Genomic DNA, 25,734 nt, shown 5'->3' with positions numbered 1-25,734 from the left:
TTGGCTCGGCTCTACAAGAATCCACTTGCGCGGCCCCTCTGTAGAGCCGAGCCCATGCTCGGCTTCCGCGCGCTGCACGGCGCCGATATAGCCATCGCTATACAAACCAGCCCTGCCTGCGCGTTTCGATGGAAATGCGCCACGCGTGGATCGCGATGCTAAGCTTCGCGTCCCCTTGGGGAGTAGCCGGATTCCTTCGCAGGAATCGTCCACGTCAACATACTCGGCCAGTGCGCCGTGGCGTGGACAACCATGATGGTTGGCGAGACCAACGGCCCGCGCGCGCAACGTCAGGTTGGGCGCGAGCGCCGGCCGTGCGTCCGTCCTAGCCCGACCTTCAGCAGTCGCCAATGTCCCCCATTTCGATCCTCCTGATCGGCTTTGCCATGTCCACCGATGCCTTCGCTGCGGCGATCGGCAAGGGTGCCGCCATGCGCAAGCCGGTGTTCCGTGACGCGCTGCGCGCCGGCATCATCTTCGGTGTCATCGAGGCGATCACGCCCATCATCGGCTGGCTGCTCGGCCGTGCCGCCCTGCAGTACGTGGAAGCTTTCGACCACTGGATCGCGTTCGGCCTGCTCGGCGCGCTGGGCATCCACATGATCTACAACGGCCTGCGCCCGGACAGTGGCGAAGATGATGAAGACCCTTCGCAGCACCACAGCTTCTGGAAGCTGGCGCTAACCGGTTTCGCCACCAGCATCGACGCGATGGCGGTGGGCATCGGCCTGGCTTTCATGGATGTGCATATCGGCGTGATGGCGGCGGTCATCGGCCTGTGCACGCTGACCATGGTCACCGCCGGCATCATGCTCGGCCGCGTGCTGGGCAGCATGGTTGGCAAGCGTGCCGAGATCATCGGCGGCGTGATCCTGGTGATCATCGGCGCGACGATCCTGTACGAGCACCTGCACGGCGTGGGGTAAGCAGGGAAACCTGTAGAGCCGAGCCCACGCTCGGCTGCTTTGCATGGCAGCCGAGCATGGGCTCGGCTCCACATCAGGGTGTTGGCTGACAAGCATTGCGGTGTTGCACTGATGGAGAGGCTGTCACGCGTGCCATAGCGTCTTCGCATGGCCAGTCCCGCACTCCGTTATGGTCGTTGGTCGCATGCTGGAAATGTCTATGCGCTTACCACGGTGACGCATGCACGTCGTCCCTGGTTCAGTGACAAGGGCAACGTCGATCTTCTGATCGAAGCGCTGCGCACAGTCGAGCGAACCGGTCGTACCTTCTCCCTGGCCTGGGTGATCATGCCGGACCACCTGCATTGGTTGATCGAGTTGCGTACGGGCACGCTGGCCGGCTGCATGCAGATCCTGAAGTCCCGGAGTGGAAGATCCATCGCCAGGCGCATTGATGCGAGCGCGCCGATCTGGCAGCCGGGATACTACGATCATGCGCTGCGCGGCGATGAGTGCCTGTGCACGCAGGCGATGTACATCGCGGCCAATCCCGTGCGTGCAGGATTGGCCACGCGCATCGGGGAATACCCCTATGTGTGGAGTCGATGGCCGCTTTGGGGGTGATGGGTATTGAGGCCAGGAGCAGCCGAGCGCGGGCTCGGCTCTACACGGGCATCATGAAGTCTGTAGAGCCGAGCCCATGCTCGGCTCCATCGCCCCGCACGATCAATCTTCTTCCGGCGGCAGCACAATGGCGTCGTCGTCGATCGCCAGCTTGCCGGCCATCAGCACGGCCTGGGTGCGGTTGGTCACGCCCAGCTTGCGCAGGATGGCGGTGACGTGGGCCTTGATCGTCGCTTCGGAGACGTTGAGGTCGTAGGCGATCTGCTTGTTCAAGCGGCCGGCGCCCAGCATCTGCAGCACGCGGAACTGCTGTGGGGTCAGTTCGCGCAGGCGCTGGCCCACTTCGCGTTCTTCGCTGCCGGTGGGCGGCACGTTGTGCGCTTCCGGCGGTGCCCAGGTCTCGCCATCGAGGATGGTGCCCAGCGCATGCCCGATGGTGTCCGAATCCGCAGACTTCGGGATGAAGCCGAGCGCGCCGTGGTCGAGCGCGCGGCGCATCACCGTGGCCTCTTCGCGCGCGGACACCACCACCACCGGCAGGTGCGGGTGCAGCGATCGCATGTGCACCAGCGCGTTGAAACCCTGTGCGCCAGGCATGTTGAGGTCCATCAGGACCAGGTCGGCGTCGTTGTGCTGGTCGGCCAGTGCATACAACGCTTCCACGCTGTCGGCCTCGAACAGCTGCACGCCGGGGATGACCCGCTGCACGGCCCCACGCAGGGCTTCGCGGAACAGCGGGTGGTCATCGGCAATCAGGAGGGTGGTCATGGTCGGGGGGAACCGTGGGGGAAAGCAGATGGGGTCAGAGCCCTTTCCTTGCGGAAAGGGATCCGACCCCGGGTCGTACGTCAGCGCACCTTGCGCTCGTCCACCAGCGACGCCACCACCGACGGATCGGCCAGGGTCGAGGTGTCGCCAAGCTGGTCCGGCGCGTTCTCGGCAATCTTGCGCAGGATGCGGCGCATGATCTTGCCCGAGCGGGTCTTCGGCAGGCCCGGCGCCCACTGCAGGTGGTCCGGCGTGGCGATCGGGCCGATCTCCTTGCGCACCCAGGCGATCAGCTCCTTGTGCAGTTCATCGCTGGGGGTCTCTTCGGCCACCAGGGTCACATAGGCATAGATGCCCTGGCCCTTGACGTCGTGCGGGAAGCCCACGACCGCCGCTTCGGCCACCTTCGGATGCGAGACCAGCGCGCTTTCCACTTCGGCGGTGCCGATGCGATGGCCGGACACATTGATCACGTCGTCGACGCGGCCGGTGATCCAGTAATAGCCGTCTTCGTCACGGCGGCAACCGTCACCGGTGAAATAGCTGCCCGGGTAGGTGCGGAAATACGTATCGATGAAGCGCTGGTGGTCGCCGTAGACCGTGCGCATCTGGCCCGGCCAGGAATCACGGATGATCAGGTTGCCTTCGGTCGGTCCGTCCTGGATCTCGCCATCGGCATTGACCAGCGCCGGCTGCACGCCGAAGAAGGGCAGGGTGGCTGAACCCGGCTTGAGGTCCATCGCGCCGGCCAGCGGCGAGATCAGGATGCCGCCGGTTTCGGTCTGCCACCAGGTATCGACGATCGGGCAGCGGCTGTCGCCGACCACTTCGTAGTACCAGCGCCAGGCTTCCGGATTGATCGGCTCGCCGACGCTGCCGAGCAGGCGCAGCGACGCGCGCGAGGTCTTCTTCACCGGCTCCTCGCCTTCGCGCATCAGCGCACGGATCGCGGTCGGGGCGGTGTAGAAGATGCTCACCTTGTGCTTGTCGATCACGTTCCAGAAGCGCGAGGTGTCCGGATAGTTCGGCACGCCTTCGAACATCAGCGAGGTCGCACCGTTGGCCAGTGGCCCGTACACGATGTAGCTGTGGCCGGTGACCCAGCCGACGTCGGCGGTGCACCAGTAGATGTCGTCCTCGCGCAGGTCGAACACCGCTTCATGGGTGTAGGCCGCATACAGCAGGTAGCCGCCGGTGGTGTGCAGCACACCCTTCGGCTTGCCGGTGGAACCGGAGGTGTAGAGGATGAACAACGGGTCTTCCGCGTTCATGCGTTCCGGTTCGCAGGTCGACGGCTGGCTGTCCACGACATCGTGGAACCAGCGGTCGCGCGGGGCCTGCATGTCCACCGCGCCACCGGTGTGGCGCACCACCAGCACGGTTTCAACCGTGTTCGTGCCCGGCAGCTTCAGCGCGGCATCGACGTTGGCCTTCAGCGGAATCCTGCGGCCACCGCGCAAGCCTTCGTCGGCGGTGATGATCAGCTTGCTCTGGCAGTCGCTGACGCGGTCGGCGATCGAGTTCGGCGCGAAGCCACCGAACACCACCGAGTGGATCGCACCGATGCGCGCGCAGGCCAGCATGGCCACCGCGGCATCGACGATCATCGGCAGGTAGATGGTGACCCGGTCGCCCTTCCTGACCCCAAGGTTGCGTAGCGCATTGCCGAGGCGGCAGGTGCGCTCGTACAGCTCGCGATAGGTCACGTGCTGGGCCGGTGCATCCGGGCCATCCGGCTCGAACAACAGGGCGGTCTTGTCGCCGCGCGTCTCGAGCTGGCGATCCAGGCAGTTCACGCTGGCATTGAGCTCGCCATCCTCGAACCACTTGATGCGGAAGTCGGACAGGTCATAGCTGACGTTCTTGATCTTCGTCGGCTTGCGCATCCATTGCAGGCGCTCGGCCGCCTTGCCCCAGAATCCATCCGGATCGGCCACCGACGCCTGGTACTGCTGTTCATAGGTCTTCTTGTCGATGCGTGCCTTGGCGGCGAACTGCGGATCGACGGGGTAGATATCAGCCATGGCACCCTCACTTGCACGTTGACTTTGTATGTGCGGTCGCAGCATCGCAACGACCGATCCCCTTCAGTTTGCCCCATCCACCCCCGGCCGCGTCACCACCCTGGTTAGACCATGGTCGAAAGTGAGCGCCTTGCAGGGCCGGGTTCGACCAATGGCGAATAGCCGCTATACATAATCGCCCCGCAGTCTCGGCTCGACCGTGCCCCACGCGCGGCATCACCTTGCCACTTGGGAGAGAGGGCAACATGAGCCACCGTACGTTGAAAGCCGTGCGCACACCTTTGGCGGCCTGCCTGCTGGTCGCCCTGGTCGCACCGGGCATGGCGTTCGCAGAGACCGCCAAAGAGAAGGCACTGGAAGCACGCGTTGCCGAACTGGAACGCCAGGTCCAGCTGCTGCTGTCTTCGCAGCAACAACAACAGACCCAGATCAGCCAGACCCAGCAGGCGGTAACCGAAGTGCGCACGGTGCAGGCCGGGCAGAAACCGGTCGCACAGGTGCCGGCCGGGAAGCAGCCGATCCAGGTCACCACCCTCACCCCGGGCGCGGCACCGGGCACCACGGTCAAGATCGGCGGCTTCATCAAGGCCGACTTCCTGGCCACCCAGACCAGCGATGGCCAGCTGGCCGACGACGCCACCGGCCGTTCGCTGTACCTGCCGGGCCAGACCCCGGTGGAAGGCGCCGGCGGCAGCGGCAAGCGCTCGGGCACCGATTTCAACGCCCATGCCAAGTTCTCGCGCTTCAACCTGGGCATCGACAACGTCAGCGAATCGGGCAACAAGGCCGGTGCGTTCTTCGAGATGGACTTCTTCGGCAACTCGCTGGGCAACCAGACCGCCACCAACACCTATGGCGTGACCCTGCGCCACGCCTACATGTACTGGAACAACTGGCTGGCCGGCCAGACCTGGTCCAACTTCATGGACGCGGCCGCACTGCCGGAAGCGGTCGACTTCGTCGGCCCCACCGACGGCGTGATCTTCGTGCGCCAGGCCCAGGTGCGCTACACCCAGGGCGGCTTCAGCGTCGCGCTGGAAAACCCGGAAACCACCACCCTCACCGGTACCCGCAATCCGGTCACCGGCGCCTGGACCAACGCCAGCGCCAACTCCGATCGTGGCAGCCTGCCCGATCTGACCATGCGCTATGGCTGGAAGGGCGACTGGGGAACCTTCGGTGTCGGCGGCATCGTCCGCCAGTTGAAGGTCGACAACCAGGCGACCGGCGCGAAGGCCGACAAGGTGGCCGGCGGCCTGACGCTGGGCGGCAAGTGGGTGATGGGTGACAGCGATTCGCTGCATTACCAGCTGACCGGTGGCGAAGGCATCGCCCGCTACATTGGCCTGGGCATCACTGCCGACAGTGCCTACGACGTGGCCCGCGACGAGCTCAACCCGACCGGCGTGCTGGCCGGCTATGTCGGCTGGCGGCATGCGTTCTCGCCGAAGCTGCGCACCAACCTGATCTACGCGCGCAGCGACTACGACAACGACAGCATCCTCGGCCCGCTGGTGACCAAGAGCGTGCAGAGCATCCGCGGCAACATCTTCTATTCGCCGCTGCCCAAGGTCGATATCGGCGCCGAGCTGATGTATGGCCGTCGCGAAGTGGAGAACGGCAACAAGGGTGACATCACCCGATTGCAGTTCACTACGAAGTACAGCTTCTAAGAGCGTGCCGGCCAGCGGCCGGCACCTACCCAAAGCGGAGCCGGTCCAGTGACCGGCACCCCCAAAGCGGAGCCGGTCCAGTGACCGGCACCTACCGAGATTGAGTGCCGACCGGCGGTCGGCACCTACAGAGGGAAAGCGTCCCATGTCCAGCACTGCATCAAGCCCGCACCATGCGGCGGGCACCCTGACCAAGGGCCACAAGAAGGTCATCTTCGCATCGAGCCTCGGCACGGTGTTCGAGTGGTATGACTTCTTCCTGTACGGCTCGCTCGCAGCCATCATCGCCAAGCAGTTCTTCAGTGGCGTCAATGAAACCACGGGCATGATCTTCGCCCTGCTGGCGTTCGCCGCCGGCTTCTTCGTGCGTCCGTTCGGCGCGGCCTTCTTCGGCAGCCTCGGCGACCGCATCGGCCGCAAGTACACCTTCCTGGTCACCATCCTGATCATGGGCATCTCGACCTTCCTGGTCGGCGTGCTGCCCAACTACGCCTCGATCGGGTTTGCCGCACCGGTGATCCTGATCATCTTGCGCCTGGCCCAGGGCCTGGCGATGGGCGGCGAGTACGGCGGTGCCGCCACCTATGTGGCCGAGCACGCACCGGACGACAAGCGCGGCCTGTACACCAGCTTCATCCAGTGCACCGCCACGCTGGGCCTGTTCCTGTCGCTGCTGATCATCCTGGCCTGCCGCATGACCCTGGGCAACGAGGCGTTCGAGGCCTGGGGCTGGCGCATTCCGTTCCTGGTGTCGATCCTGCTGCTGGGCATTTCGGTATGGATCCGGCTGCAGCTGAGCGAATCGCCGCTGTTCCAGCAGATGAAGGCTGAAGGCAAGGGCTCCAAGACCCCGTTCCGCGACAGCCTGAAGGGCGGCAACCTGAAGCTGATGTTGCTGGTCCTGCTCGGTGCAGCGGCTGGCCAGGCCGTGGTCTGGTACGGCGGACAGTTCTACGCGCTGTTCTTCCTCAGCAGCATGCTGAAGGTCGATGCCACCACCTCCTACCTGCTGATCGCCGCAGCGCTGGCACTGGGCACGCCGTTCTTCATCTTCTTCGGCTGGCTGTCCGACCGCATCGGCCGCAAGAAGATCATCCTGGCCGGCTGCCTGCTGGCGGCCATCACCTACATCCCGATCTTCAAGGGCCTGACCCACTTCGCCAACCCGGCCATCGAAGAAGCCCGCAGCAGCTCGCCGGCGCTGGTCGTCGCCGATCCGGCCACCTGCTCGTTCCAGTTCGATCCGGTGGGCCTGCGCAAGTTCACCAGCTCCTGCGACGTGGCCACCGCTGCGCTGACCAAGGCCGGTGTGCCGTACGACGTGCAGCCCGCCGCCGCCGGCTCGCTGGCGATGGTGAATGTGGGCAGCGCCAGCGTCACCTCGTATGAGGCCGCCGGCCTGACCAAGGAAGAAGGCAAGGCCAAGGCCGATGCGTTCGGTGCGGAACTGAAGACCGCGCTGACCACCGCCGGCTACCCGGCCAAGGCTGATGGTGCGCGCATCAACATCGCCGGCACCATCTTCATGCTGTGGCTGCTGGTGCTGTACGTGACCATGGTCTACGGCCCGATCGCCGCCTACCTGGTGGAACTGTTCCCGACCCGCATCCGCTACACCTCGATGTCGCTGCCGTACCACATCGGCAACGGCTGGTTCGGTGGCTTCCTGCCGGCGATCTCGTTCGCGCTGGTGGCCGGTACCGGCAACCTGTACTACGGCCTGTGGTACCCGATTGCGATCGCACTGATGTCGGTGGTGATCGGCGGCCTGTTCCTGCGCGAGACCAAGAACGTGGATATCACCCAATAACCGGTGGGTTGCGTGCAGTGAAGGGAAGGCCGCGGTGCAGACCGCGGCCTTTCTGTTTGTGGACCGTGCCCACTCGGCTCGCATTCCGGTAGTGCCGGCCGCTGGCCGGCAACCCCATGAATCTCCGCAGACATGAACCCATTGCCGGCCAGCGGCCGGCACTACCATGGCGTTGCGCAGCACCCCGTATAGTCGGCCCATGACCACCACCGCCCCAGCCGACCTCCCCGCCATCCTGCACACCCTGCGCAGCGCCTGGCAGTCGCAGCGCCCGTCGCTGGACCAGCGCGAGAAAGACCTGCATCGCCTCCGCGAAGCGCTGAAGCCACGTTTGGACGAGATGGCCACGGCCATCGCCGAAGACTTCGGCCACCGCGCCCACACCGAATCGAAGCTGGCCGACGGCATGAGCGTGCTGTCGGCCATTGACCACCTGCGCCGCCACCTGCGGCGCTGGTCGAAGCCGCAACGCGTGGGTGCCGGCTGGCGGCTGTGGCCGGCGCGCGCGCAGCTGCGGCCGACGCCGCTGGGCGTGGTCGGGGTGATCTCGCCCTGGAACTACCCGGTCACGCTGGCATTGGTGCCTTTGGCCACCGCCATCGCTGCGGGCAACCACGTACTGCTGAAGCCTTCGGAACACACGCCGCGCACCAGTGCGTTCCTGGCCGATCTGCTGGCCAGTGTGTTCCCGCCCGATCGGGTGGCGGTGGTGCAGGGCGGGGCGGATGTGGCCGCGGCGGTGTCGTCGCTGCCGCTGGACCATCTGCTGTTCACCGGCTCGACGGCCGTTGGCCGCAAGGTGATGGCCGCCGCGGCCGAGCATCTGGTACCGCTGACCCTGGAGCTGGGCGGCAAGTCGCCGGCGATTGTCTGTCGCGATTTCCCGCTGGATAAAGCCGCTGCGCGGCTGGCCACCGGCAAATGGTTCAACGCTGGCCAGACCTGCATCGCGCCGGATTACGTGCTGATCGATACCGCGCGCCAGCGGGAGTTCGTGCAGGCGCTGCAGCAGCAGGTGCGCGAGCGCTATGGCGACTTCAGCAATGCCGACGACTACACACGCATCATCAACGAGGGCCAGTACCAGCGCCTGCAGGGCTACCTGGCACAGGCGCGCGAGTGCGGGGTGCCGGTGATTCCGCTGGCGCAGGTGGATGACGCGCGCGCCGACCGCGAGCGCCTGCTGGTGCCCACCGTGGTGCTGGACCCGCCGGACGACCTGGACCTGATGCGCGAGGAGATCTTCGGGCCGATTCTGCCGGTGCGGGCCTACCCGGACCTGGAGGCGGCGCTGGCTGACGTGCTGTCCCGCGACCGGCCGCTGGCGCTGTATCCCTTCAGCCACGACACGGCGACGGTGGAGCGTATCCTCGGCCAGGTGGTGGCCGGCGGGGTGACGGTGAACGACACGCTGCTGCACTTCGCCGCCGATGGCCTGCCGTTTGGCGGGGTGGGGGCCAGCGGCATGGGCGCGTACCACGGGCGGGCCGGGTTCGACGCGATGAGCAAGCGGCTGCCGGTGCTGTGGCAGTCGCGCTGGGCGGCCAGCGACCGGCTGCGGCCGCCGTATTCGAAGATTGCGGGGTTGTTGAAGCTGCTGCTTCGGTAGTGCCGGCCGCTGGCCGGCAACTGCGGGGTCCTGCCGACGGTTCATGGGGTTGCCGGCCAGCAGCCGGCGCTACCGGTGGGTGCAAACCTTGGTTGGCACGGGGGCGGCCATGCGCCAACCCAGGTTGGCGTCTACCAAAGCTGGCCCGGGTAGAATGGCCCCATGAAAATCGCCTCGTGGAACGTCAATTCGCTCAATGTCCGCCTGCCGCACCTGGAGCAGTGGCTCAAGGATTTCGGCCCGGACATCGTCGGTATCCAGGAAACCAAGCTGGAGGACCACAAGTTCCCCGATTCGGCACTGATCGGCGCGGGCTACCGCAGCGTGTTCGCCGGCCAGAAGACCTACAACGGCGTGGCGCTGCTGTCGCGTGAGCCGGCGCAGGACGTGCAGATCGGCATTCCCGGTTTCGAGGACGAACAGAAGCGTGTCATCGCCGGTACCTTCGGCGACCTGCGGGTGATCAACCTGTATGTGGTCAACGGCCAGGACATCGGCACCGACAAGTACGACTACAAGCTGCGCTGGCTGGAAGCGGTGCATGCCTGGATCGCCGGAGAACTGCAGCGGCACCCGAAGCTGATCGTGATGGGCGATTTCAACATCGCCCCGGACGCACGCGACGTGCACGATCCGGAGGTGTGGAACGACAACCACATCCTGACCTCCACCGCCGAGCGCGGCGCACTCAACAAGCTGCTGCAGTTGGGCCTGCACGATGGCTTCCGCCTGCACAACGACGAGGCGGGCACCTTCAGCTGGTGGGATTACCGTGCGGCGGGCTTCCGCCGCAACCTGGGCCTGCGCATCGACCTGACCCTGGTCTCCGATGCGCTGAAGAGCGGTGCGGTGGCTTCGGGCATCGACCGCGAGCCGCGCACCTGGGAACGCCCGAGCGACCATGCGCCGGCGTGGGTGCAGATCGGTTGAACGAACGGGGCCCGGCATCGCCGGGCCCGTTCTGAAAGGCCCGCTGGCCAGCGGCCGGCGCTACCGCCGCGTCAGCGTATGCTCTTGCGGGTGAACAGGTTGACGATCGCCAGCAGGATCACTGCACCGATCAGCGAGAACAGGAACGTGCGGAGGGTGATCGCCTCGTTGATGCCGCCGCCGAACAGCCAGCCGGAAATCAGCGCGCCGACGATGCCGACCACGATGTTGAGGATGATGCCCTGCTGGCCATCGCGCTTCATGATGATGCTGGCCAGCCAGCCTACGATGCCGCCGACGATCAGCCAGATGATGATGCCCATGATCGAACCTCCGGTGGGGAACGGTGACCAGTTGACGCGCAGGGCCGTGAACCCGTCGTGCAATCGTGTGACGGGCGCGTGCGCATGAGCCTGCCAGCCACCCTCGACGGCCCGTGGCGCTTTGGTCCGGTGACGGTCTGGCGGCGCCCGCATGTGCCCGGCCATCGCGGCGAACCGCAGGCACGCCAGGTGCTGGCGCAGGCCCTCGGGGCCGACCCGGAGACGCTGCCGCTGGTCCGCGATGACAAGGGCCGGCCGGAACTGAGCGGCGCATTGGCCCACTACGGCACCGGCTGGAGCCACAGCGGCGAGGTGCTGCTGGTGGCGCTGGGCGAAGGCGTGCGGTTGGGGGTGGACCTGGAGCTGCTGCGGCCGCGGGCCCGCCTGCTGGAGATCGTGCAGCGCTTCTTCCACCCCGAGGAGGTGGCCTGGCTGGAAAGTCTGGACCAGGCCGACCGCGAACACTGGTTCTTCCGCGTGTGGTGCGCCAAGGAAGCGGTGCTGAAGGCGCACGGCCAGGGCATTTCGTTCGGCCTGCACCGCCTGCAGCTGGCGCCGGGGGCCGATGGCGCCCTGCACCTGCGCTGGTGCGACCCGGAACTGGGCGAGGCCGCGCGCTGGCACCTGCACGAATGGCAGGCCACCGGTGAGTTCCGGGCGGCGTTGGCCTGGTATCCGCACTGAGGCGGGGAATCAGCGCGCAAAACCGGCGATAATGCCGGCATGAGCGAACACCCACTTCCCGCCAGCGTGGCTGCCACGCTGGAACAGGGCCTGGCCAGCATGGGCCTGGATGCCGCGCTGGCGCCGCCGCTGCTGCGCTACCTGGCCCTGCTGCACCGCTGGAACGGCACCTACAACCTCACCGCCATCCGCGACCCGCAGGAGATGGTCACCCGCCACCTGCTCGACTCGCTGGCGATGCAGCCGTTCGTGGCCGATGGCAGCCTGGCCGACCTCGGCACCGGGCCCGGGCTGCCCGGCATCCCGCTGGCGATCGCCTGCCCGGGCCTGCAGGTGACCCTGGTCGAGAGCAATGGCAAGAAGGCGCGCTTCATGCGCGAGGCCGTGCGCCAGCTCGGCCTGGGCAATGCCCGCGTGGCCGAATCGCGCGCCGAGGCGCTGGACGAGGCCGGCCGTTATGACCAGCTGACCGCCCGCGCGATGGACACCCTGGCCGGCATCGTCCGCGTCGGTGGCCACCTGCTGCGGCCCGGCGGCGTGCTGCTGGCCATGAAGGGCGTCTACCCGCATGAGGAGATCGCGGACCTGCCGGCCGGCTGGCAGGTGCGTGAGGTGACCCCGCTGAGCGTGCCCGGCCTGGCCGGCGAACGCCACCTTGTCACTGTTACAGGCCCCTGATTCCCGCCGCCAGCCCCTTGTGCAACAACGGGTTGGCGATCCACGATTTCCGCAAGGGGCCGGTTGTACGCATAATGACCGGTCCCAGCACACGTCGACGAGGCACACCCGCATGGCCCGCATCATCGCCATCGCCAACCAGAAGGGTGGCGTCGGCAAGACCACGACCGCCGTCAACCTGGCCGCTTCCCTGGCCAACGCACCCAAGCGCGTGCTGCTGGTCGACCTGGATTCGCAGGGCAACGCGACCATGGGCAGTGGCGTGGACAAGCGTGAGCTGGCCGCCTCCACCTACGATCTGCTGCTGGGCGAGTCCAGCGCCGCCGATGTACGCGTGCAGACCGCCGAAGGCTACGACCTGCTGCCCGGCAACATCGACCTGACCGCCGCCGAGATCCAGCTGATGGCGCAGAGCGAGCGCGAGCAGCGGCTGAAGCGCGCGCTGGCACCGATCCGCGACGAGTACGACTACATCCTGATCGACTGCCCGCCGGCGCTGTCGCTGCTGACGCTCAACGCGCTGGCCGCCGCCGATTCGGTGATCGTGCCGATGCAGTGCGAGTACTACGCCCTGGAAGGCCTCAGCGCGCTGGTGGAAACCATCGAAGCGCTGCGTGCCAACCTCAATCCGGCGCTGGAGATCGAAGGCGTGCTGCGCACCATGTTCGACGTGCGCAACAACCTGGCCAACGCGGTGTCGGCCGAGCTCACCGAGCACTTCGGCGATCGCGTGTTCCGCACCATCGTGCCGCGCAACGTGCGCCTGGCCGAGGCACCCAGCCATGGCCAGAGCATCGTCGGCTACGACCGTGCCTCGCGCGGTGGCGTGGCCTACCTGGGCCTGGCCGGCGAGATCATCCGCCGCAACAACGAACGCAACAAGGCCGGCAAGGCCGTGGAGATCGTCTGATGACCAGCAGCAAGCCGGCAGCCAAGAAGCGAGGCCTCGGCCGTGGTCTGGATGCGCTGTTGGGCCCGAAAGGCGCGGTCAGCCAGGTGCAGGCCACCACCGCGGTGATCGAGCCGCTGCCGGGTGAAGTGCTGCGCAAGTTGCCGGTCGGCCAGCTGCAGCCGGGCAAGTACCAGCCGCGCCGCGAGATGGACGAGGGCAAGCTGTCCGAGCTGGCCGACTCGATCAAGTCGCAGGGCGTGATCCAGCCGATCCTGGTGCGCCAGCTGCCGGCGGGCAACTACGAAATCGTCGCCGGTGAACGCCGTTGGCGCGCATCGCAGCTGGCCGGGCTGGACGAAGTGCCGGTGGTGGTGCGCGAGCTGGAAGACCGCACCGTCATCGCGATGGCGCTGATCGAGAACATCCAGCGCGAAGACCTCAACCCGCTGGAAGAAGCCGAAGCGCTGCAGCGCCTGATCAGCGAGTTCACCCTGACCCATGCCGAGGCCGCCGAGGCCGTCGGCCGCTCGCGCGCGGCGGTGTCCAACCTGCTGCGCCTGCTGGAACTGCCGGTGGCGATCCGCCTGCTGCTGGAAACCCGCCGCCTGGAAATGGGCCACGCCCGCGCGCTGCTGACCCTGGCCCCCGAACTGGCCGGCAAGCTGGCCCAGGAAGCGGCCGACGAAGGCTGGTCGGTGCGTGAGGTCGAGCGGCGCGCGCAGGCCTTCGCCGCCGGCAAGGTGCCGAGCAGCCGTCCGGTGGCCACGCCGAAGGTGCAGCAGGCCGACATTGCCTCGCTGGAAACCGAGCTGTCCGAAGCGCTCGGCGCCAAGGTGGCGATCAGCCACGGCCGTGGCGGCAAGGGCAAGCTGATCATCCACTACACCGACCTGGACACCCTGGACGGCGTGCTGGAAAAACTGCGCACGCGCCAGGGCTGAGCCCGGCGCCGCGTCGGGGGGGCGGCCTGTTCCTGCCGCGCCCGGCGAATGACAGGGAACGCACTGCCACGCGCGCCGGGGGAATGCACTGCCTTCCGGCCCGTGGCCTCATCCAGGGAGCAGGACATGAGCAACGACTACGAGGACGTCAGCCCGGACGGCACCCAGATACTGGTACACCGCCGTGAGAAGGACTTCGTGCTCGCCATCGGCGAAGAACGGCACATCGAGGCGATCAGTGCCCACATCGAACGCCATCTGGGCCCGGTGTCCGGTGTCTTCCATGAAATCATCTCCGACCTGGTGCACATCGACGTGCACGTGGTGCCGGCCAATGACCACTGCCCGTACCTGCGCCTGGTCACTTCCGGCATGAGTGACCTGCCGATGACCGTGCCCGCCGAGGTGGATGCGGACGTGCCGCGCTACATGGAACTGATGGTGACCCTGCCGGCCGACTGGCCGATGTCCCAGGACGCCTTCGAGGATGAGCGCAACTACTGGCCGGTGCGCCTGCTGAAGGGCATGGCGCGGCTGCCGCACGAGTACGACACCTGGCTGGGCTTCGGCCACACCATTCCCAACGGCCATCCCAGCGAGCCCTATGCGCCGGGCGTGGGTTTCGACGGTGCCATCGTGCTGCCGCCGGTGACCGCCCCGGAGGACTTCGCCACGCTGGAGCTGGAGGATGGCAGGACCATCAGCTTCATGAGCCTGGTTCCGCTGTACCCCGAAGAGATGGATCTGAAGCTGAAGAAGGGCGCCGACGCCCTGCTCGACCGCTTCGATGCGAAACAGATCAACGATCTGATCGAGCCCGGCCGCACCAACGTGGCGAAGAAGCGTTTCGGTTTGTTCTGAGACCGGTAACATCAGGGGCCTGAACTTCGTTCCCAGGCCCCTGCCATGACCATCCTGCTCACCGGCGCTGCCGGCTTCATCGGTGCCTACACCGCCCGCGCGCTGCTGGAGGCCGGCCAGGCCGTGGTCGGCCTGGACAACTTCAACGATTACTACGACCCGCAGATCAAGCGTGACCGCGTGGCCGCGCTGTGTCCGGCGCTTGACCTGCGCACCCTGGACCTGACCGACCAGCAGGGCCTGGCCGCACTGTTCGACGAGGTGAAGCCGACCGCGGTGATCCACCTGGCCGCGCAGGCCGGCGTGCGCTATTCGCTGGAAAACCCGCATGCCTACGTCGACAGCAATCTGGTCGGCTTCGTCAACATGCTCGAGCTGTGCCGCCACCGTGGCGTGCAGCACCTGGTGTATGCCTCCAGCAGTTCGGTCTACGGCGATTCGGCCACGCCGCCGTTTTCCGAAGACCAGCGCGTGGACCAGCCGCGCTCGCTGTACGCGGCGACCAAGGCGGCCAACGAGCTGATGGCCTACACCTACGCGCAGCTGTACGGCCTGCATGCCACCGGGCTGCGCTTCTTCACCGTGTATGGCCCGTGGGGCCGGCCGGACATGGCACCGCTGCTGTTCTCGCGCGCAGTGCTGGCCGGTCGGCCGATCGACGTGTTCAACGAAGGCCGCATGCAGCGCGATTTCACACATGTCTCCGACATCGTCTCCGGTATCCTCGGCGCCCTCGCGCATCCGGCCGACGGTCCGGTGCCGCACCGGGTGTTCAACCTCGGCAACCATACGCCGGTCGAGCTGGAGCGCTTCATCAGCGTGATCGAGCAGGCCGCCGGCCGCCCTGCGCAGAAGGTCTACAAGCCCATGCAGCCCGGCGACATGGTGCGCACGATGGCCGATACCCGGCGCGCACATGACGCTTTCGGCTTCGATGCGGTGACCCCGATCGAACAAGGTCTGCCGCCTGTGGTGCAGTGGTGCCGCGAGTATTTTGGCGATCGCGCCTGAGGACGGATCCTCACGCCGCCGGGTTCATCTTCGGATAACCTCGGTTTCGGAGAATGCGCGGTCTTTGTCCCCCCTTTGGCCGAGTGCCTTATGAGCCAACCCGAGCTTTCCGTCGTCGTCCCGGTATTCAACGAGCGCGACAATGTCGCCCCGCTGGTCGCCGAAATCACCGCCGCGCTGCGTGGCCGGCTGCCGTTCGAGATCGTCTACATCGACGATCACTCGCGCGATGACACCTTGGCGGTGCTGCAGGGACTGAAGGCGACCACCCCGGAACTGCGCGTGCTGCACCATGTGAACCAGAGCGGGCAGAGCACCGCCGTGCGGACCGGTGTCAAGCATGCGCGGGCGCCGTGGATCGCCACCCTGGATGGCGATGGCCAGAATGATCCGGCCGATATTCCCAAGCTGCTCGCTGCACGCGACGCCGCCGACGCGCAGGTGAAGCTGTTCGCCGGCTGGCGCGTCAACCGCCAGGACAGCGGCAGCAAGCGCTGGGCCAGCAAGTGGGCCAACGCCATCCGTGCGCGCATGCTGCGCGACGACACGCCCGATACCGGTTGCGGCATCAAGCTGTTCGAACGCAGCGCGTTCCTCGACCTGCCGTACTTCGACCACATGCACCGCTACCTGCCGGCGCTGATGCAGCGTGCCGGCTGGAAGACCACCAGCGTGCCGGTCAACCACCGCCACCGTACCGCCGGGGTGTCCAAGTACAACAACCTCGGCCGCGCGCTGGTCGGCATCCGCGACCTGCGTGGCGTGGCCTGGCTGATCACCCGAAGCAAGCGCACCGCGGTGGAGGAGCGCTGATGGATCTGGAGCTGCACTGGCTGGATCAGCCCCTGACCTGGCTGTACTGGACCGGCCTGCATGTGACCGGCTGGAAGCTGATCGGCTACACCGGCGCACTGATGTTCGGCGGCCGCTGGCTGGTCCAGTTCATCGCCTCCAAGCGCGCCGGCAAGCCCGTCATCCCGCGCCTGTTCTGGTACATGAGCGTGATCGGCAGCCTGATGACGCTGAGCTACTTCCTGTTCTCGGCCAAGCAGGACTCGGTGGGCGTGCTGCAGAACCTGTTCCCGGCGTTTACCGCCCTGTACAGCCTGCACCTGGACATCAAGCACCGCGGCTGGAAGCGCGACAGGGCCAGCCACTGAGGCTGCGCCGGGATGCGGTCTGCCGTGGGTAGAGTCGACTGTCAGTCGACTTTCGCGCTGAGCGCGGGCTTTGCCGCGTCTGGCGGAAGAGCAGCCGACTAACGGTCGGCTCTACCCAGTCGGCTCTACCACGCGCCTCCGGCGCTGGGGCCCCTACTTGCGGCCGGTTCCCGGTCCTGCCTGCGCTGCAAGCAGGACCTTCGTCCCATGCCTTGGACCGTGGGCGGTGCCATGATCGGGGCCTGCCTTCCCGGGAACCTGTGCTCGTGAAAACCCGTCTTGCCGTCGCCCTGCTGCTCGCCCTGTCCGCCCCCGCCGTGGCCGTGGCCACACCCGCCGCCACCGCCGCACCGGCCAGCGTGGCCGCCGAATCGCCTGCCGACGCCGCCTTCCGCGCGCTGTACGAGAAGGAGTGGAAGTGGCGCCAGCAGGGAGGTGGCGAGGCCAGCGAGGACGAGGACGCTCCGGCCAACGCCACCCGCATGCCTGACGTCGGCCCGGCCGCGCAGCAGGCACGCCTGAAGGTGTGGGACGAGACCCTGGCCGCACTGAAGAAGATCGACCCGAAGACCCTGTCGCCGGACAACCAGGTCAACTACGCGATCTACCACGACCAGGTGTTCAACCTGGCCGAAGAGACGCGCCTGCGCGGCTACGAAATGCCGTTCAACGCCGATTCCTCGTTCTGGTCCAACCTGTCCTTCATGGCCCGGCGCGAGATGAAGACCGTGCAGGACTACCAGAACTACATCGCACGGCTGAACGACGTGCCGCGTTACTTCGGCCAGCAGACCGAGAACATGCGCGCTGGCCTGAAGCGCGGCTTCAGCGTGCCGCGCGCGGTGCTGGATGGCCGCGAAGTGTCCATCGCCACCGTCGCCGAGCTGAAGGACCCGACCGAATCGCCGCTGTACGCGCCGTTCAAGAAACTGCCCAGCACCATCCCGGCCGCCGAGCAGGCCAGGCTGCAGGCGCAGGCGCGCGCGGCGATCAGCGGCAAGGTGGTGCCGGCGTTCCAGCAGCTGCGCACCTTCTTCGTCAACGAGTACGTGCCGCAGGCGCGCACCACCCTGGCCGCCGAAGCGATGCCCGATGGCAAGGCGTACTACCGGCAGCAGATCCACGAGTACACCACGCTGGACCTGTCGCCGGACGAGATCCATCGCATCGGCCTGGAGGAAGTCGCACGCATCCAGAAGGAGATGAACGACATCATCAGGCAGGTGAAGTTCAAGGGCAGCTTCGCCGAGTTCCTGACCTTCCTGCGTACCGATCCGCAGTTCTACGCCAAGACACCGCAAGAGCTGCTGTCGCGCGCCGCGTGGATCTCCAAGCGGGCCGATGGCCAGCTGGGCAAGTACATGACGCTGCCGCGCGCACGCTTCACCATCGTGCCGGTGCCGCCGGACATCGCCCCGTTCTGGACCGCCGGCCGCGGTGGCATGGGCACCTACTGGCTCAACACCTACAACCTGCCGTCGCGCCCGCTGTACAACCTGCCGGCGCTGACCCTGCATGAGTCCGATCCGGGCCATTCGCTGCAAGGCGCGATCGCCGCCGAACAGAAGAACCTGCCCGAGTTCCGCCGCAACGCCTACATCTCCGCCTACGGCGAAGGCTGGGCGCTGTACTGCGAGAAGCTGGGCGTGGAGATGGGCATCTACGAAACCCCGTACGAGGATTTCGGCCGCCTGACCTACGAGATGTGGCGCGCCGCGCGCCTGGTGATCGACACCGGCGTGCACAGCAAGGGCTGGAGCCGCGAGCAGGCGCTGGCCTACCTGCGTGACCACACCGCGCTGAGCGAGCATGAAGTGACCACTGAAGTGGACCGCTACATTTCCTGGCCGGGCCAGGCGCTGAGCTACAAGCTGGGCGAGATCGCCATCGTGCGCCTGCGTGCGCAGGCGGAGAAGGAGCTGGGCGACAAGTTCGACATCAAGGGCTTCCACGACACCCTGCTCAAGCAGGGCTCGGTGCCGCTGCCGGTGCTGGAACAGCAGATCCAGGCCTACATCGCCGAGCGCAAGAAGGCCTGACCGTTACCGGGTAGTGCCGGCCGCTGGCCGGCAATCCGACCCGGTCACGGGGTCGGATCCCTTTCCCGCGGAAAGGGCTCCGACCCCCTCTCAGCTCAGCCCACCGCCCGCGGCTTGGCCACCCGTGCAGCGAAGGTCGGCAGCACCAGCAGGGTCAGCACGGTGGCGGTGATCAGGCCACCGATCACCACCGTCGCCAGCGGCTTCTGCACCTCCGCACCGGAACCGCTGGCAATCGCCATCGGGATGAAGCCGACGATTGCCACCAGTGCCGTGGTCAGCACCGCGCGGATGCGGCTGGAGGCACCGTTGATCGCTGCCTGCAGCGGCAGGTCACCGGCGTCCAGGCGCTCGCGGATCGCCTGCATCAGCACCAGGCCGTTCAACGTGGCCACGCCGGAAACGGCGATGAAGCCGACCGCCGCCGACACCGAGAACGGCATGCCCCGCAGCAGCAGCGCGAGGATGCCGCCGACCAGCGCCAACGGCACGCAGCTGAACACCAGAATGGCTTCCTTGCCGCTGCGCAGGGCCATGAACAGCAGGCTGCCGATCAGGAGGAACACAACGGGTACCACCGTCGCCAGCCGCTTCTCGGCGCGCTGCAGGTTCTCGAACTGACCGCCCCAGGTCAGGTAGGCACCCGGCGGCAGCGCCACGTCGGCCACCGCGGCCTGCGCCTCGCCGACGAAGCCGCCCAGATCGCGGCCGCGCACGTTGGCCTGCACCACCACGCGGCGGCTGCCGTTGTTGCGGCTGATCTGGTTCGGCCCTTCGCTGACCGTGATGCGCGCCACCGACGACAGCGGAATCACCAGCCCTGATGGCGTGGCGATCGGCAGCGACGCCAACTGATCCGGATCGTTGCGCGCGGCATCATCCAGGCGCACCACCACGTTGAAGCGGCGGTCGCCTTCGAAGATCTTGCCCGCCGCGGTACCGCCGATGCCGGTGGACAGCGCATCACTCACATCCGCCGCAGTCAGCCCGTACTGCGCCGCCGCCACGTGGTCGATGGCCACGTTGAGCGTGGGCAGGCCGGAGATCTGCTCCACCCGCACGTCGGCCGCGCCGTTCACCGCACGCAGCTTCAGCGCCACCTGGTCGGCCACCTTCTGCAGCTGGCTGAAGTCATCGCCGAAGATCATTACGGCCAGGTCGGTACGCACGCCGGAAATCAGCTCGTTGAAGCGCAGCTCGATCGGCTGGCTGAACTCGAAGCTGTTGCCCAGTTGCTGCCCAGCCAGCGTTTCGAAGCGGGCCACCAGCGCGTCCTTGGCCAGCGTCGGATCGGGCCAGTCCTTGCGCGGCTTCAGCACGATCACGCTGTCGGAAATGTTGGTCGGCATCGGGTCGATGGCCGCCTCGGCGGTACCGGTGCGCGAGAACACGGTTTCCACTTCCGGCTGCTTGGCAATCACCTTTTCCAACGCCAGTTGCATGGCCAGTGACTGCTCCAGCGACGTCGACGGCACGCGCAACGCCTGCATCGCCACGTTGCCTTCGTCCAGCGTCGGCATGAACTCGCGGCCCAGCAGCGAGAACGAACCGATGCCCACCACCACCATCATCACCGCACTGGCCACTACCGTGCGCGGATGCGCCACAGCCTTGCGGATCACCGGCTCGATGCGCGCACGCAGCACGCGGATCAGCCTGGTTTCGTGCTCGCCATCGTCCGCATGTGCATCGCCGTCCTTCAGCTTCGGCTCGCGCACCAGCAGCGCCGTCATCGCCGGCACGAAGGTGAAGGAGAACAGGAAGGCACCGACGAGGGCCAGCATGAACGTGGCCGCCATCGGGTGGAACGTCTTGCCCTCCACGCCCTCCAGCGTGAGGATCGGCGCGAACACCAGCAGGATGATCAGCTGGCCGAACGCCGCCGGTCGCGCCATTTTCAGCGCTGCATCGGCGGCCACGCGTAGCCGTTCCATCGCGGTCAGCGCACGACCCAGTTCGGCGCGGCGCTGGCCCAGCATCAGCAGCGTCGACTCGACCACGATCACCGCACCGTCCACCAGGATGCCGAAGTCCAGTGCACCCAGGCTCATCAGGTTGCCACTGATGCCGAAGCGGTTCATGCCGATCACTGCGAACAGGAACGACAGCGGAATCACCAGCGCGGTGATCGTCGCCGCACGCAGGTTGCCCAGCAGCAGGAACAGCACCACCACCACCAGCAGCGCGCCCTCGGTGAGGTTCCTGGCCACGGTCTTGATGGTGGAATTGACCAGCACGCTGCGGTCCAGCACCGGCGCGGCCACGATGTCGGCCGGCAGCGATTTGTTCACCTGTTCCAGGCGCGCCGCCGCGGCCTGGGCCACGGTGCGGCTGTTGCCACCGGCGATCATCAGCGCGGTACCCAGCACGGCTTCATGGCCGTTGCGGCTGGCCGCGCCCAGCCGCGGCGCGCGGCTCAGTTCCACCGTGGCCACATCGGCCACGCGCACCACCACGCCATTGCGGGTGGCCACCGGTGCCTGCGCCAGGTCGTCGGTGGTCAGCGCCAGGCCGTCGGCACGTACCACCAGGCCCTCGCCGGCACGCTGTACGAAGCCGGCACCGGCCTGCACGTTGGAACGCTGCAGGGCAGTGACCAGGTCGGCCAGGCCGAGGCCATGCGCGGCCAGTTTGGCGCTGTCCGGATGCACGCCGTATTCCTTCACGTAGCCGCCGACCGTATCGACGCCGGCCAGCCCCGGGCTGGAACGCATCTGCGGCGCGATGATCCAGTCCTGCACGGTGCGCAGGTAGGTCGCGCGCTCTTCCGGCGTGCGCAGCAGGTTGCCTTCCGGCGTGCGGTAGACCTCGCCGGCCTGCCAGCCCGCTTCATCGGGTTTGGCCAGTTTGGCCGGATCGAACGCGGTGAAGTCCACTGTCCACATCAGCACCTCGCCGAGGCCGGTGGTGACCGGCGACAGCATCGGCGAGGCACCATCGGGCAGGTCTTCCGATGCCTCGCGCATGCGTTCGGCCACCTGCTGGCGGGCGAAGTAGATGTCGGTGGCATCGGTGAAGATCGCGGTGACCTGCGAGAAGCCATTGCGCGACAGCGAACGCGTGGTGGTCAGGCCGGGAATGCCGGCCAGCGCGGTTTCCAGCGGATAGGTCACCTGCCGTTCGATCTGCTCCGGGGTCAGTGCAGGGGCCACCGTGTTGATCTGCACCTGGCGGTTGGTGATGTCCGGCACGGCGTCGATCGGCAGCTTGCCCAGCTGGAACAGGCCCACGGCGGCGATCAGCGCCGCCATGAACACCACCAGCCAGCGGTGGCGCACCGCTGTTTCAATGATCAGCTTGAACATGGTCGCCTCCTCAGTGGCCGTGCTCGGCTTCGCCCTTGGCCAGCTCGGCCTTGAGCAGGAAGGCGTTGGCACCGACGATGCGCTCGTTGCCGCTCAGGCCACCGAGGATCTCGATACGATCACCGGCACGGCGCCCGGCCAGCACCGGCTGCGCCTTGAAGCCACCTTCGACGGCGACGAACACCGCGCTGCTGCCATCAACGTTCTGCACGGCATCGGCGGGCACGCTGAGCGAACCGTCCTGGCCTTCGGTGACCACCACAGCCGAGACCGGCGAACCGGCCGGCGGCAGCGACGCATCCACCGGCGTGGCGCGAATCACCGCGACGCCGCCCTGCTGCCGCACATCGGCGGCCGCACCGGTGACGGTCGCGGTGAAGCTGCCCCCCGGCACGCTGACTTCCAGCTTCATGCCGGGCATGACCTGTGCCGCCAGCGCTGGCGGTGCGGTGAACACCAGCTCGTTCATCGACGGGTCGGCGACGTCGGCCACCGCACTGCCGGCGGCGACCACACCGCCCGGAGTGACCTGCACGTTGCCGACGATGCCGGCCACCGGGCTGGTGATGCGCACGCGGCCACTGGCATCGGGCGCACCGTTGGCAGCGGCCTGGGCCTGCGCGGCAGCGGCCTGGGCCTGTGCCGCCAGCGACCGTGCGCGCGAGGCTTCCATCTCCTGGCGGGCGACCACGCCCTGGTCGACCAGCGCCTTGTCGCGGCCATAGGCCAGGCGTGCGGCCTCGGCCTCGGCGGATGCGGCCAGCGCATTGGCGCGGAACACCGCTGCCTCGCCACTGACCACGATGGCCAGCGCCTGGTTCTGTTTCACCGCCGTGCCCGGCGCGACCAGCACGCGTTCGACGCGGCCGGTGACGGTCGAAGCTACCGAGGCGCGGGCACCGACCGACGGTTCGACCCGGCCGGACAGGCGCGTGGAGCCGCCGCCACCGCGACCGATCGCGACCACTTCGATACCGGACGCCTTGATCTGCTCAGGGGTCAACTGCACGACACCCTCATCCGCATCGGCGGGCGCCTTTGCGGATTCGGCCTTGGCTTCCTTGCTGTCGGACGCGTGGCCATGGCCGTCGTCGGTGCCGGCCTTGGCTGCAGCCGGGTCTTCATTTGCAGGCGTCTGCGCATTGCCAGCGCAGCCGGCCAGCAGCACGGCCAGCAGCACGCCGCCGATCAGCGGGAAAGTACGGGAGAGAGTCATCGGGCCTCCACAAAGGGTACGCGCCCTTCCAGGCGGGCAAGATCGATTTCCGCAGCGACGCGCGACAGGCGCGCATCCACGGCGGTGCCGCGGGCGGTGATGAGGGCGCTGCGCGTGCTGCGCAGTTCCAGCTGCGAGATGCGCCCGGCGTCGAAGCCGATGCGGGCCAGGCGATACGCCTCTTCGGCGGCGACCACGCTTTCATCGGCGGCGCGGGTACGGCTGCCGGCGGCTTTCAGTCCTGCTACGGCGGAGAGGCGTGCCGCCTCGCTGTCGCGGCGCTGCTGGTCCAGGCGCGCTTCGGCGGCGCGCCGGTCGGCATTGGCGGCGCGGATGCCCCCGCGGTTGCGGTCGAACAGCGGGATGCTGAGGCTGACCCCGAGGTTGTAGGCACGCTCGCCCCCCTCGCGGAAGCGGGTCTGCGCGGCAGTGACGCTCAGGTCGGGCAGGGCGCGCTTGCGCTCCACGTCGACCAGCTTGCCCGCCGCATCCGCTTCGGCTTCGGCGATGCGCACCGCCAGTGCGGTATCGGTGGCACCGCGTGGCAACGGCGGCGCGCGGTCGAGCAGGCTGTCGCCGATCGACTGCACCGGCGCATCCAGCAGCGCGGCACCGGCCAGGCGGGCCAGCGCGGCATCGCGGAAGGCCTGCGCCTCATCCAGCGCGGCGCTGGCGTTGGCGACTTCGCTCTGCGCCTGCACGGCGCGAAGCTGCGGCTCGCGGCCCTGCTTGACCATCGCGTTGACGGCGTTGGCGTCGGCGCGGGTCAGTGACAGGGCTTCTTCGGCCAGGGTGTAGCGGCGCAGTGCACTTTCCGCCTGTGCATAGACCACCGCCAGCTGGCTGGCCACGTCGCTGCGGCTTTGGGCACCACGCAGGTTGGCGGCCTGTGCCTCGGCACGGGCGGCACGGACACGCGCGCCACGCTGGCCCCAGACCTCCAGCGGCTGGGACAGGGTGAGCACGGTATCGGCCCTGCCCATGCCGCCATAGGAGCCGGTGCCCCAGGCGTTTTCGGCGGAGTAAGAGAGGGAAGGGTTGGGCAACGCGCGGGCCTGGTCGGCGCGCGCATCGGCGGCCTCGGCCAGCGCCGCACCGACGCGGGTGCCGGGCAGCTGGTCCAGGCGTTCAAGCAGGGTGTCATAGGAAGGGGCGGCTTGCGCCATCACCGATGCCGCTGGGGCCAGGCCCAGCAACACGGCGACGACCCGCCCGGCCGCACGCAGCGACCGAGGTGTCAGGATCGACATAGGGGGATTCCGGTTGTGAGTGAAACGGGAGCCCGCAATCGCGGGACGCGCTCAACTCACGCCCGGGGGGGACGCGTCAATTCATCCTGGGCGACCGCATAGGTCGCCGCGTCGCCGGCATTCATCCAGCGCGCCGGCAGCGGCGCACCGAAGGCGGCGAGGGTGCTGGCCGGCAGGCTCAGGTTGGAGTGGTGGCAGTGGTTGTGGCTGCAGGCACCGGCGTGCTTGCCGTCACTGTCACCCTCGGCATCGTTGGCGTTGCTTTCCACGTGCACCGCAGTGGTGTCGTGCGGCTCGACCGCGCAGGCCAGCACGTCGGCCACCGGCACGACCACGAATGCCGCCATCAGCAGCATCATCAGGTACGTACGCAGTTGGCGGGTGATCCGGCGCATGGACGGGAGGCTAGCAAGCGGTTTTCGCCGGATACAATATCAATGGCCGCCTCGGGAATACGTCGGAATCTCCCGTTCAGCTGGGCCGGGCGCGGGGTCGGATCCCTTTCCTCCGGAAAGGGCTCTGACCCCACCACATCGTTCGGGTGCGCCGCGCACATGTGCTCTGGTAGGTGTCGACCTTGGTCGACACGCTTTTCGACCCCACCGCGTTGCCGGCCAGCGGCCGGCACTACCCGTATCACGGCAGCTTCGCGATCACCTTGATCTCGAACTGGAACCCGTACAGCCAGGTCACGCCGATACCGGTCAGGGTCGGGTGCGGCGCCTCGCCCCAGTACTCGGGCACGATCGCCCAGGCCTTCTCGAAGTTCTTCTCCGGATCGACCAGGAACACGGTCACGTCGATCACGTCATCGAAGGTGCAGCCGGCGGCAGCCAACACCGCATTGAGATTCTCGAAGGCGCGGCGCACCTGGGTTTCGAAGTCCGGCTCGGGCGAACCGTCCTCGCGGCTGCCGACCTGGCCGGAAACGAACAGGAAGCCATCGGACCGGATCGCCGGCGAGTAGCGGTTGCGCTCGTACAGGGCCTGGCGGCCGGCGGGGAAAACGACATCGCGCTGTGACATGGGAA

At 67.4% G+C, this 25,734-nt stretch carries 23 protein-coding genes and 1 riboswitch; of the genes, 15 read left to right on the top strand and 8 right to left on the bottom strand.

Annotated features, from left to right (window positions below):
• The first annotated feature begins 171 nt into the window (after nt 1–171).
• Nucleotides 172–261, top strand: a riboswitch (yybP-ykoY riboswitch).
• Between the two features lie 89 nt (nt 262–350).
• Complete coding sequence (locus AC5P66_RS10850; protein WP_049438302.1) at nt 351–926, top strand: manganese efflux pump MntP; 576 nt, start codon at nt 351–353, stop codon at nt 924–926.
• A 147-nt stretch (nt 927–1,073) separates the two neighbouring features.
• Nucleotides 1,074–1,529: an REP-associated tyrosine transposase gene (locus AC5P66_RS10845; RefSeq protein ID WP_099494912.1), complete on the top strand. Its 456-nt coding sequence runs from the start codon at nt 1,074–1,076 to the stop codon at nt 1,527–1,529.
• Nucleotides 1,530–1,631: 102 nt separating this feature from the next.
• On the opposite strand, the gene AC5P66_RS10840 is transcribed toward AC5P66_RS10845, so the two are convergent.
• A complete protein-coding gene (locus AC5P66_RS10840; RefSeq protein ID WP_006477308.1) occupies nt 1,632–2,297 on the bottom strand; it encodes a response regulator transcription factor in 666 nt (221 codons plus the stop codon).
• Between the two features lie 80 nt (nt 2,298–2,377).
• The gene (acs, locus tag AC5P66_RS10835; RefSeq protein WP_049412029.1) at nt 2,378–4,321 is read right to left on the bottom strand and encodes an acetate--CoA ligase; all 1,944 of its coding nucleotides are present in this window, start codon (nt 4,319–4,321) and stop codon (nt 2,378–2,380) included.
• 245 nt (nt 4,322–4,566) lie between these two features.
• Between acs and AC5P66_RS10830 the strand changes: the two genes are divergently transcribed.
• From AC5P66_RS10830 to xth, 4 genes are all read left to right on the top strand, one after another.
• Nucleotides 4,567–5,994, top strand: coding sequence for a DcaP family trimeric outer membrane transporter (locus AC5P66_RS10830; protein WP_049412032.1), 1,428 nt, complete (start codon nt 4,567–4,569; stop codon nt 5,992–5,994).
• Nucleotides 5,995–6,139: 145 nt separating this feature from the next.
• The gene (locus tag AC5P66_RS10825; RefSeq protein WP_111096680.1) at nt 6,140–7,804 is read left to right on the top strand and encodes an MFS transporter; all 1,665 of its coding nucleotides are present in this window, start codon (nt 6,140–6,142) and stop codon (nt 7,802–7,804) included.
• Nucleotides 7,805–8,003: 199 nt separating this feature from the next.
• Nucleotides 8,004–9,413 carry a coniferyl aldehyde dehydrogenase gene (locus tag AC5P66_RS10820; RefSeq protein ID WP_495216299.1) on the top strand — a complete coding sequence of 470 codons (1,410 nt, stop codon included), beginning with the start codon at nt 8,004–8,006 and terminating at the stop codon, nt 9,411–9,413.
• Between the two features lie 162 nt (nt 9,414–9,575).
• Nucleotides 9,576–10,343: an exodeoxyribonuclease III gene (xth, locus tag AC5P66_RS10815; RefSeq protein ID WP_099494915.1), complete on the top strand. Its 768-nt coding sequence runs from the start codon at nt 9,576–9,578 to the stop codon at nt 10,341–10,343.
• A gap of 71 nt (nt 10,344–10,414) precedes the next feature.
• On the opposite strand, the gene AC5P66_RS10810 is transcribed toward xth, so the two are convergent.
• Nucleotides 10,415–10,666, bottom strand: coding sequence for a GlsB/YeaQ/YmgE family stress response membrane protein (locus tag AC5P66_RS10810; protein ID WP_025878785.1), 252 nt, complete (start codon nt 10,664–10,666; stop codon nt 10,415–10,417).
• A gap of 84 nt (nt 10,667–10,750) precedes the next feature.
• Between AC5P66_RS10810 and AC5P66_RS10805 the strand changes: the two genes are divergently transcribed.
• From AC5P66_RS10805 to AC5P66_RS10765, 9 genes are all read left to right on the top strand, one after another.
• Complete coding sequence (locus tag AC5P66_RS10805; RefSeq protein WP_049415926.1) at nt 10,751–11,350, top strand: 4'-phosphopantetheinyl transferase family protein; 600 nt, start codon at nt 10,751–10,753, stop codon at nt 11,348–11,350.
• Nucleotides 11,351–11,389: 39 nt separating this feature from the next.
• Nucleotides 11,390–12,028 (top strand): 16S rRNA (guanine(527)-N(7))-methyltransferase RsmG, encoded by a 639-nt coding sequence (gene rsmG, locus AC5P66_RS10800; RefSeq protein WP_005420388.1) that lies wholly within the window; start codon nt 11,390–11,392, stop codon nt 12,026–12,028.
• A 112-nt stretch (nt 12,029–12,140) separates the two neighbouring features.
• Nucleotides 12,141–12,938: a ParA family protein gene (locus tag AC5P66_RS10795; RefSeq protein WP_049415928.1), complete on the top strand. Its 798-nt coding sequence runs from the start codon at nt 12,141–12,143 to the stop codon at nt 12,936–12,938.
• Nucleotides 12,938–13,861, top strand: coding sequence for a ParB/RepB/Spo0J family partition protein (locus AC5P66_RS10790; RefSeq protein WP_049415931.1), 924 nt, complete (start codon nt 12,938–12,940; stop codon nt 13,859–13,861). The genes AC5P66_RS10795 and AC5P66_RS10790 overlap by 1 nt, the downstream gene beginning before the upstream one ends.
• Before the next feature lie 126 nt (nt 13,862–13,987).
• Entirely contained in the window at nt 13,988–14,722 is a 735-nt protein-coding gene (locus AC5P66_RS10785) for a suppressor of fused domain protein (RefSeq protein ID WP_049415934.1), read from the top strand.
• A 45-nt stretch (nt 14,723–14,767) separates the two neighbouring features.
• Nucleotides 14,768–15,733, top strand: coding sequence for an NAD-dependent epimerase/dehydratase family protein (locus tag AC5P66_RS10780; RefSeq protein ID WP_049415935.1), 966 nt, complete (start codon nt 14,768–14,770; stop codon nt 15,731–15,733).
• A 90-nt stretch (nt 15,734–15,823) separates the two neighbouring features.
• The gene (locus tag AC5P66_RS10775) at nt 15,824–16,546 is read left to right on the top strand and encodes a glycosyltransferase family 2 protein (RefSeq protein WP_049415938.1); all 723 of its coding nucleotides are present in this window, start codon (nt 15,824–15,826) and stop codon (nt 16,544–16,546) included.
• Nucleotides 16,546–16,893: a lipid-A-disaccharide synthase N-terminal domain-containing protein gene (locus AC5P66_RS10770; RefSeq protein ID WP_049415940.1), complete on the top strand. Its 348-nt coding sequence runs from the start codon at nt 16,546–16,548 to the stop codon at nt 16,891–16,893. Before AC5P66_RS10775 ends, AC5P66_RS10770 begins: the two co-directional genes overlap by 1 nt.
• A gap of 266 nt (nt 16,894–17,159) precedes the next feature.
• On the top strand, nt 17,160–18,932 hold the full coding sequence (locus AC5P66_RS10765; RefSeq protein WP_180880106.1) for a DUF885 family protein: 1,773 nt from the start codon (nt 17,160–17,162) through the stop codon (nt 18,930–18,932).
• Between the two features lie 95 nt (nt 18,933–19,027).
• On the opposite strand, the gene AC5P66_RS10760 is transcribed toward AC5P66_RS10765, so the two are convergent.
• The 5 genes from AC5P66_RS10760 to AC5P66_RS10740 form a co-directional block, all read right to left on the bottom strand.
• The gene (locus AC5P66_RS10760) at nt 19,028–22,237 is read right to left on the bottom strand and encodes an efflux RND transporter permease subunit (protein ID WP_495216297.1); all 3,210 of its coding nucleotides are present in this window, start codon (nt 22,235–22,237) and stop codon (nt 19,028–19,030) included.
• 10 nt (nt 22,238–22,247) lie between these two features.
• Nucleotides 22,248–23,453, bottom strand: coding sequence for an efflux RND transporter periplasmic adaptor subunit (locus AC5P66_RS10755; RefSeq protein WP_495216296.1), 1,206 nt, complete (start codon nt 23,451–23,453; stop codon nt 22,248–22,250).
• Nucleotides 23,450–24,703, bottom strand: a complete 1,254-nt coding sequence (locus AC5P66_RS10750) for a TolC family protein (protein WP_495216295.1) — start codon at nt 24,701–24,703, stop codon at nt 23,450–23,452. The genes AC5P66_RS10755 and AC5P66_RS10750 overlap by 4 nt, the downstream gene beginning before the upstream one ends.
• A gap of 56 nt (nt 24,704–24,759) precedes the next feature.
• The gene (locus AC5P66_RS10745) at nt 24,760–25,098 is read right to left on the bottom strand and encodes a hypothetical protein (RefSeq protein ID WP_049415948.1); all 339 of its coding nucleotides are present in this window, start codon (nt 25,096–25,098) and stop codon (nt 24,760–24,762) included.
• Between the two features lie 241 nt (nt 25,099–25,339).
• The gene (locus AC5P66_RS10740) at nt 25,340–25,729 is read right to left on the bottom strand and encodes a RidA family protein (protein WP_053443741.1); all 390 of its coding nucleotides are present in this window, start codon (nt 25,727–25,729) and stop codon (nt 25,340–25,342) included.
• Nucleotides 25,730–25,734 lie beyond the last annotated feature (5 nt).

The organism is Stenotrophomonas sp. YJH_SMC_122 (genome assembly GCF_059369535.1).
Note: the sequence above shows the minus strand (reverse complement) of the source record. Positions and strands in the feature narration are given on the sequence as shown.

Bases quoted from the DNA above. Each gene is read 5' to 3' on its own strand.
- acs (WP_049412029.1), bottom strand. From the start codon at position 4,321: ATGGCTGATATCTACCCCGTCGATCCGCAGTTCGCCGCCAAGGCACGC.
- AC5P66_RS10840 (WP_006477308.1), bottom strand. From the start codon at position 2,297: ATGACCACCCTCCTGATTGCCGATGACCACCCGCTGTTCCGCGAAGCC.
- xth (WP_099494915.1), top strand. From the start codon at position 9,576: ATGAAAATCGCCTCGTGGAACGTCAATTCGCTCAATGTCCGCCTGCCG.
- AC5P66_RS10740 (WP_053443741.1), bottom strand. From the start codon at position 25,729: ATGTCACAGCGCGATGTCGTTTTCCCCGCCGGCCGCCAGGCCCTGTAC.
- AC5P66_RS10755 (WP_495216296.1), bottom strand. From the start codon at position 23,453: ATGACTCTCTCCCGTACTTTCCCGCTGATCGGCGGCGTGCTGCTGGCC.
- rsmG (WP_005420388.1), top strand. From the start codon at position 11,390: ATGAGCGAACACCCACTTCCCGCCAGCGTGGCTGCCACGCTGGAACAG.
- AC5P66_RS10760 (WP_495216297.1), bottom strand. From the start codon at position 22,237: ATGTTCAAGCTGATCATTGAAACAGCGGTGCGCCACCGCTGGCTGGTG.
- AC5P66_RS10845 (WP_099494912.1), top strand. From the start codon at position 1,074: ATGGCCAGTCCCGCACTCCGTTATGGTCGTTGGTCGCATGCTGGAAAT.
- AC5P66_RS10820 (WP_495216299.1), top strand. From the start codon at position 8,004: ATGACCACCACCGCCCCAGCCGACCTCCCCGCCATCCTGCACACCCTG.
- AC5P66_RS10830 (WP_049412032.1), top strand. From the start codon at position 4,567: ATGAGCCACCGTACGTTGAAAGCCGTGCGCACACCTTTGGCGGCCTGC.
- AC5P66_RS10795 (WP_049415928.1), top strand. From the start codon at position 12,141: ATGGCCCGCATCATCGCCATCGCCAACCAGAAGGGTGGCGTCGGCAAG.
- AC5P66_RS10850 (WP_049438302.1), top strand. From the start codon at position 351: ATGTCCCCCATTTCGATCCTCCTGATCGGCTTTGCCATGTCCACCGAT.
- AC5P66_RS10745 (WP_049415948.1), bottom strand. From the start codon at position 25,098: ATGCGCCGGATCACCCGCCAACTGCGTACGTACCTGATGATGCTGCTG.
- AC5P66_RS10790 (WP_049415931.1), top strand. From the start codon at position 12,938: ATGACCAGCAGCAAGCCGGCAGCCAAGAAGCGAGGCCTCGGCCGTGGT.
- AC5P66_RS10780 (WP_049415935.1), top strand. From the start codon at position 14,768: ATGACCATCCTGCTCACCGGCGCTGCCGGCTTCATCGGTGCCTACACC.
- AC5P66_RS10775 (WP_049415938.1), top strand. From the start codon at position 15,824: ATGAGCCAACCCGAGCTTTCCGTCGTCGTCCCGGTATTCAACGAGCGC.
- AC5P66_RS10785 (WP_049415934.1), top strand. From the start codon at position 13,988: ATGAGCAACGACTACGAGGACGTCAGCCCGGACGGCACCCAGATACTG.
- AC5P66_RS10805 (WP_049415926.1), top strand. From the start codon at position 10,751: ATGAGCCTGCCAGCCACCCTCGACGGCCCGTGGCGCTTTGGTCCGGTG.
- AC5P66_RS10825 (WP_111096680.1), top strand. From the start codon at position 6,140: ATGTCCAGCACTGCATCAAGCCCGCACCATGCGGCGGGCACCCTGACC.
- AC5P66_RS10750 (WP_495216295.1), bottom strand. From the start codon at position 24,703: ATGTCGATCCTGACACCTCGGTCGCTGCGTGCGGCCGGGCGGGTCGTC.
- AC5P66_RS10810 (WP_025878785.1), bottom strand. From the start codon at position 10,666: ATGGGCATCATCATCTGGCTGATCGTCGGCGGCATCGTAGGCTGGCTG.
- AC5P66_RS10770 (WP_049415940.1), top strand. From the start codon at position 16,546: ATGGATCTGGAGCTGCACTGGCTGGATCAGCCCCTGACCTGGCTGTAC.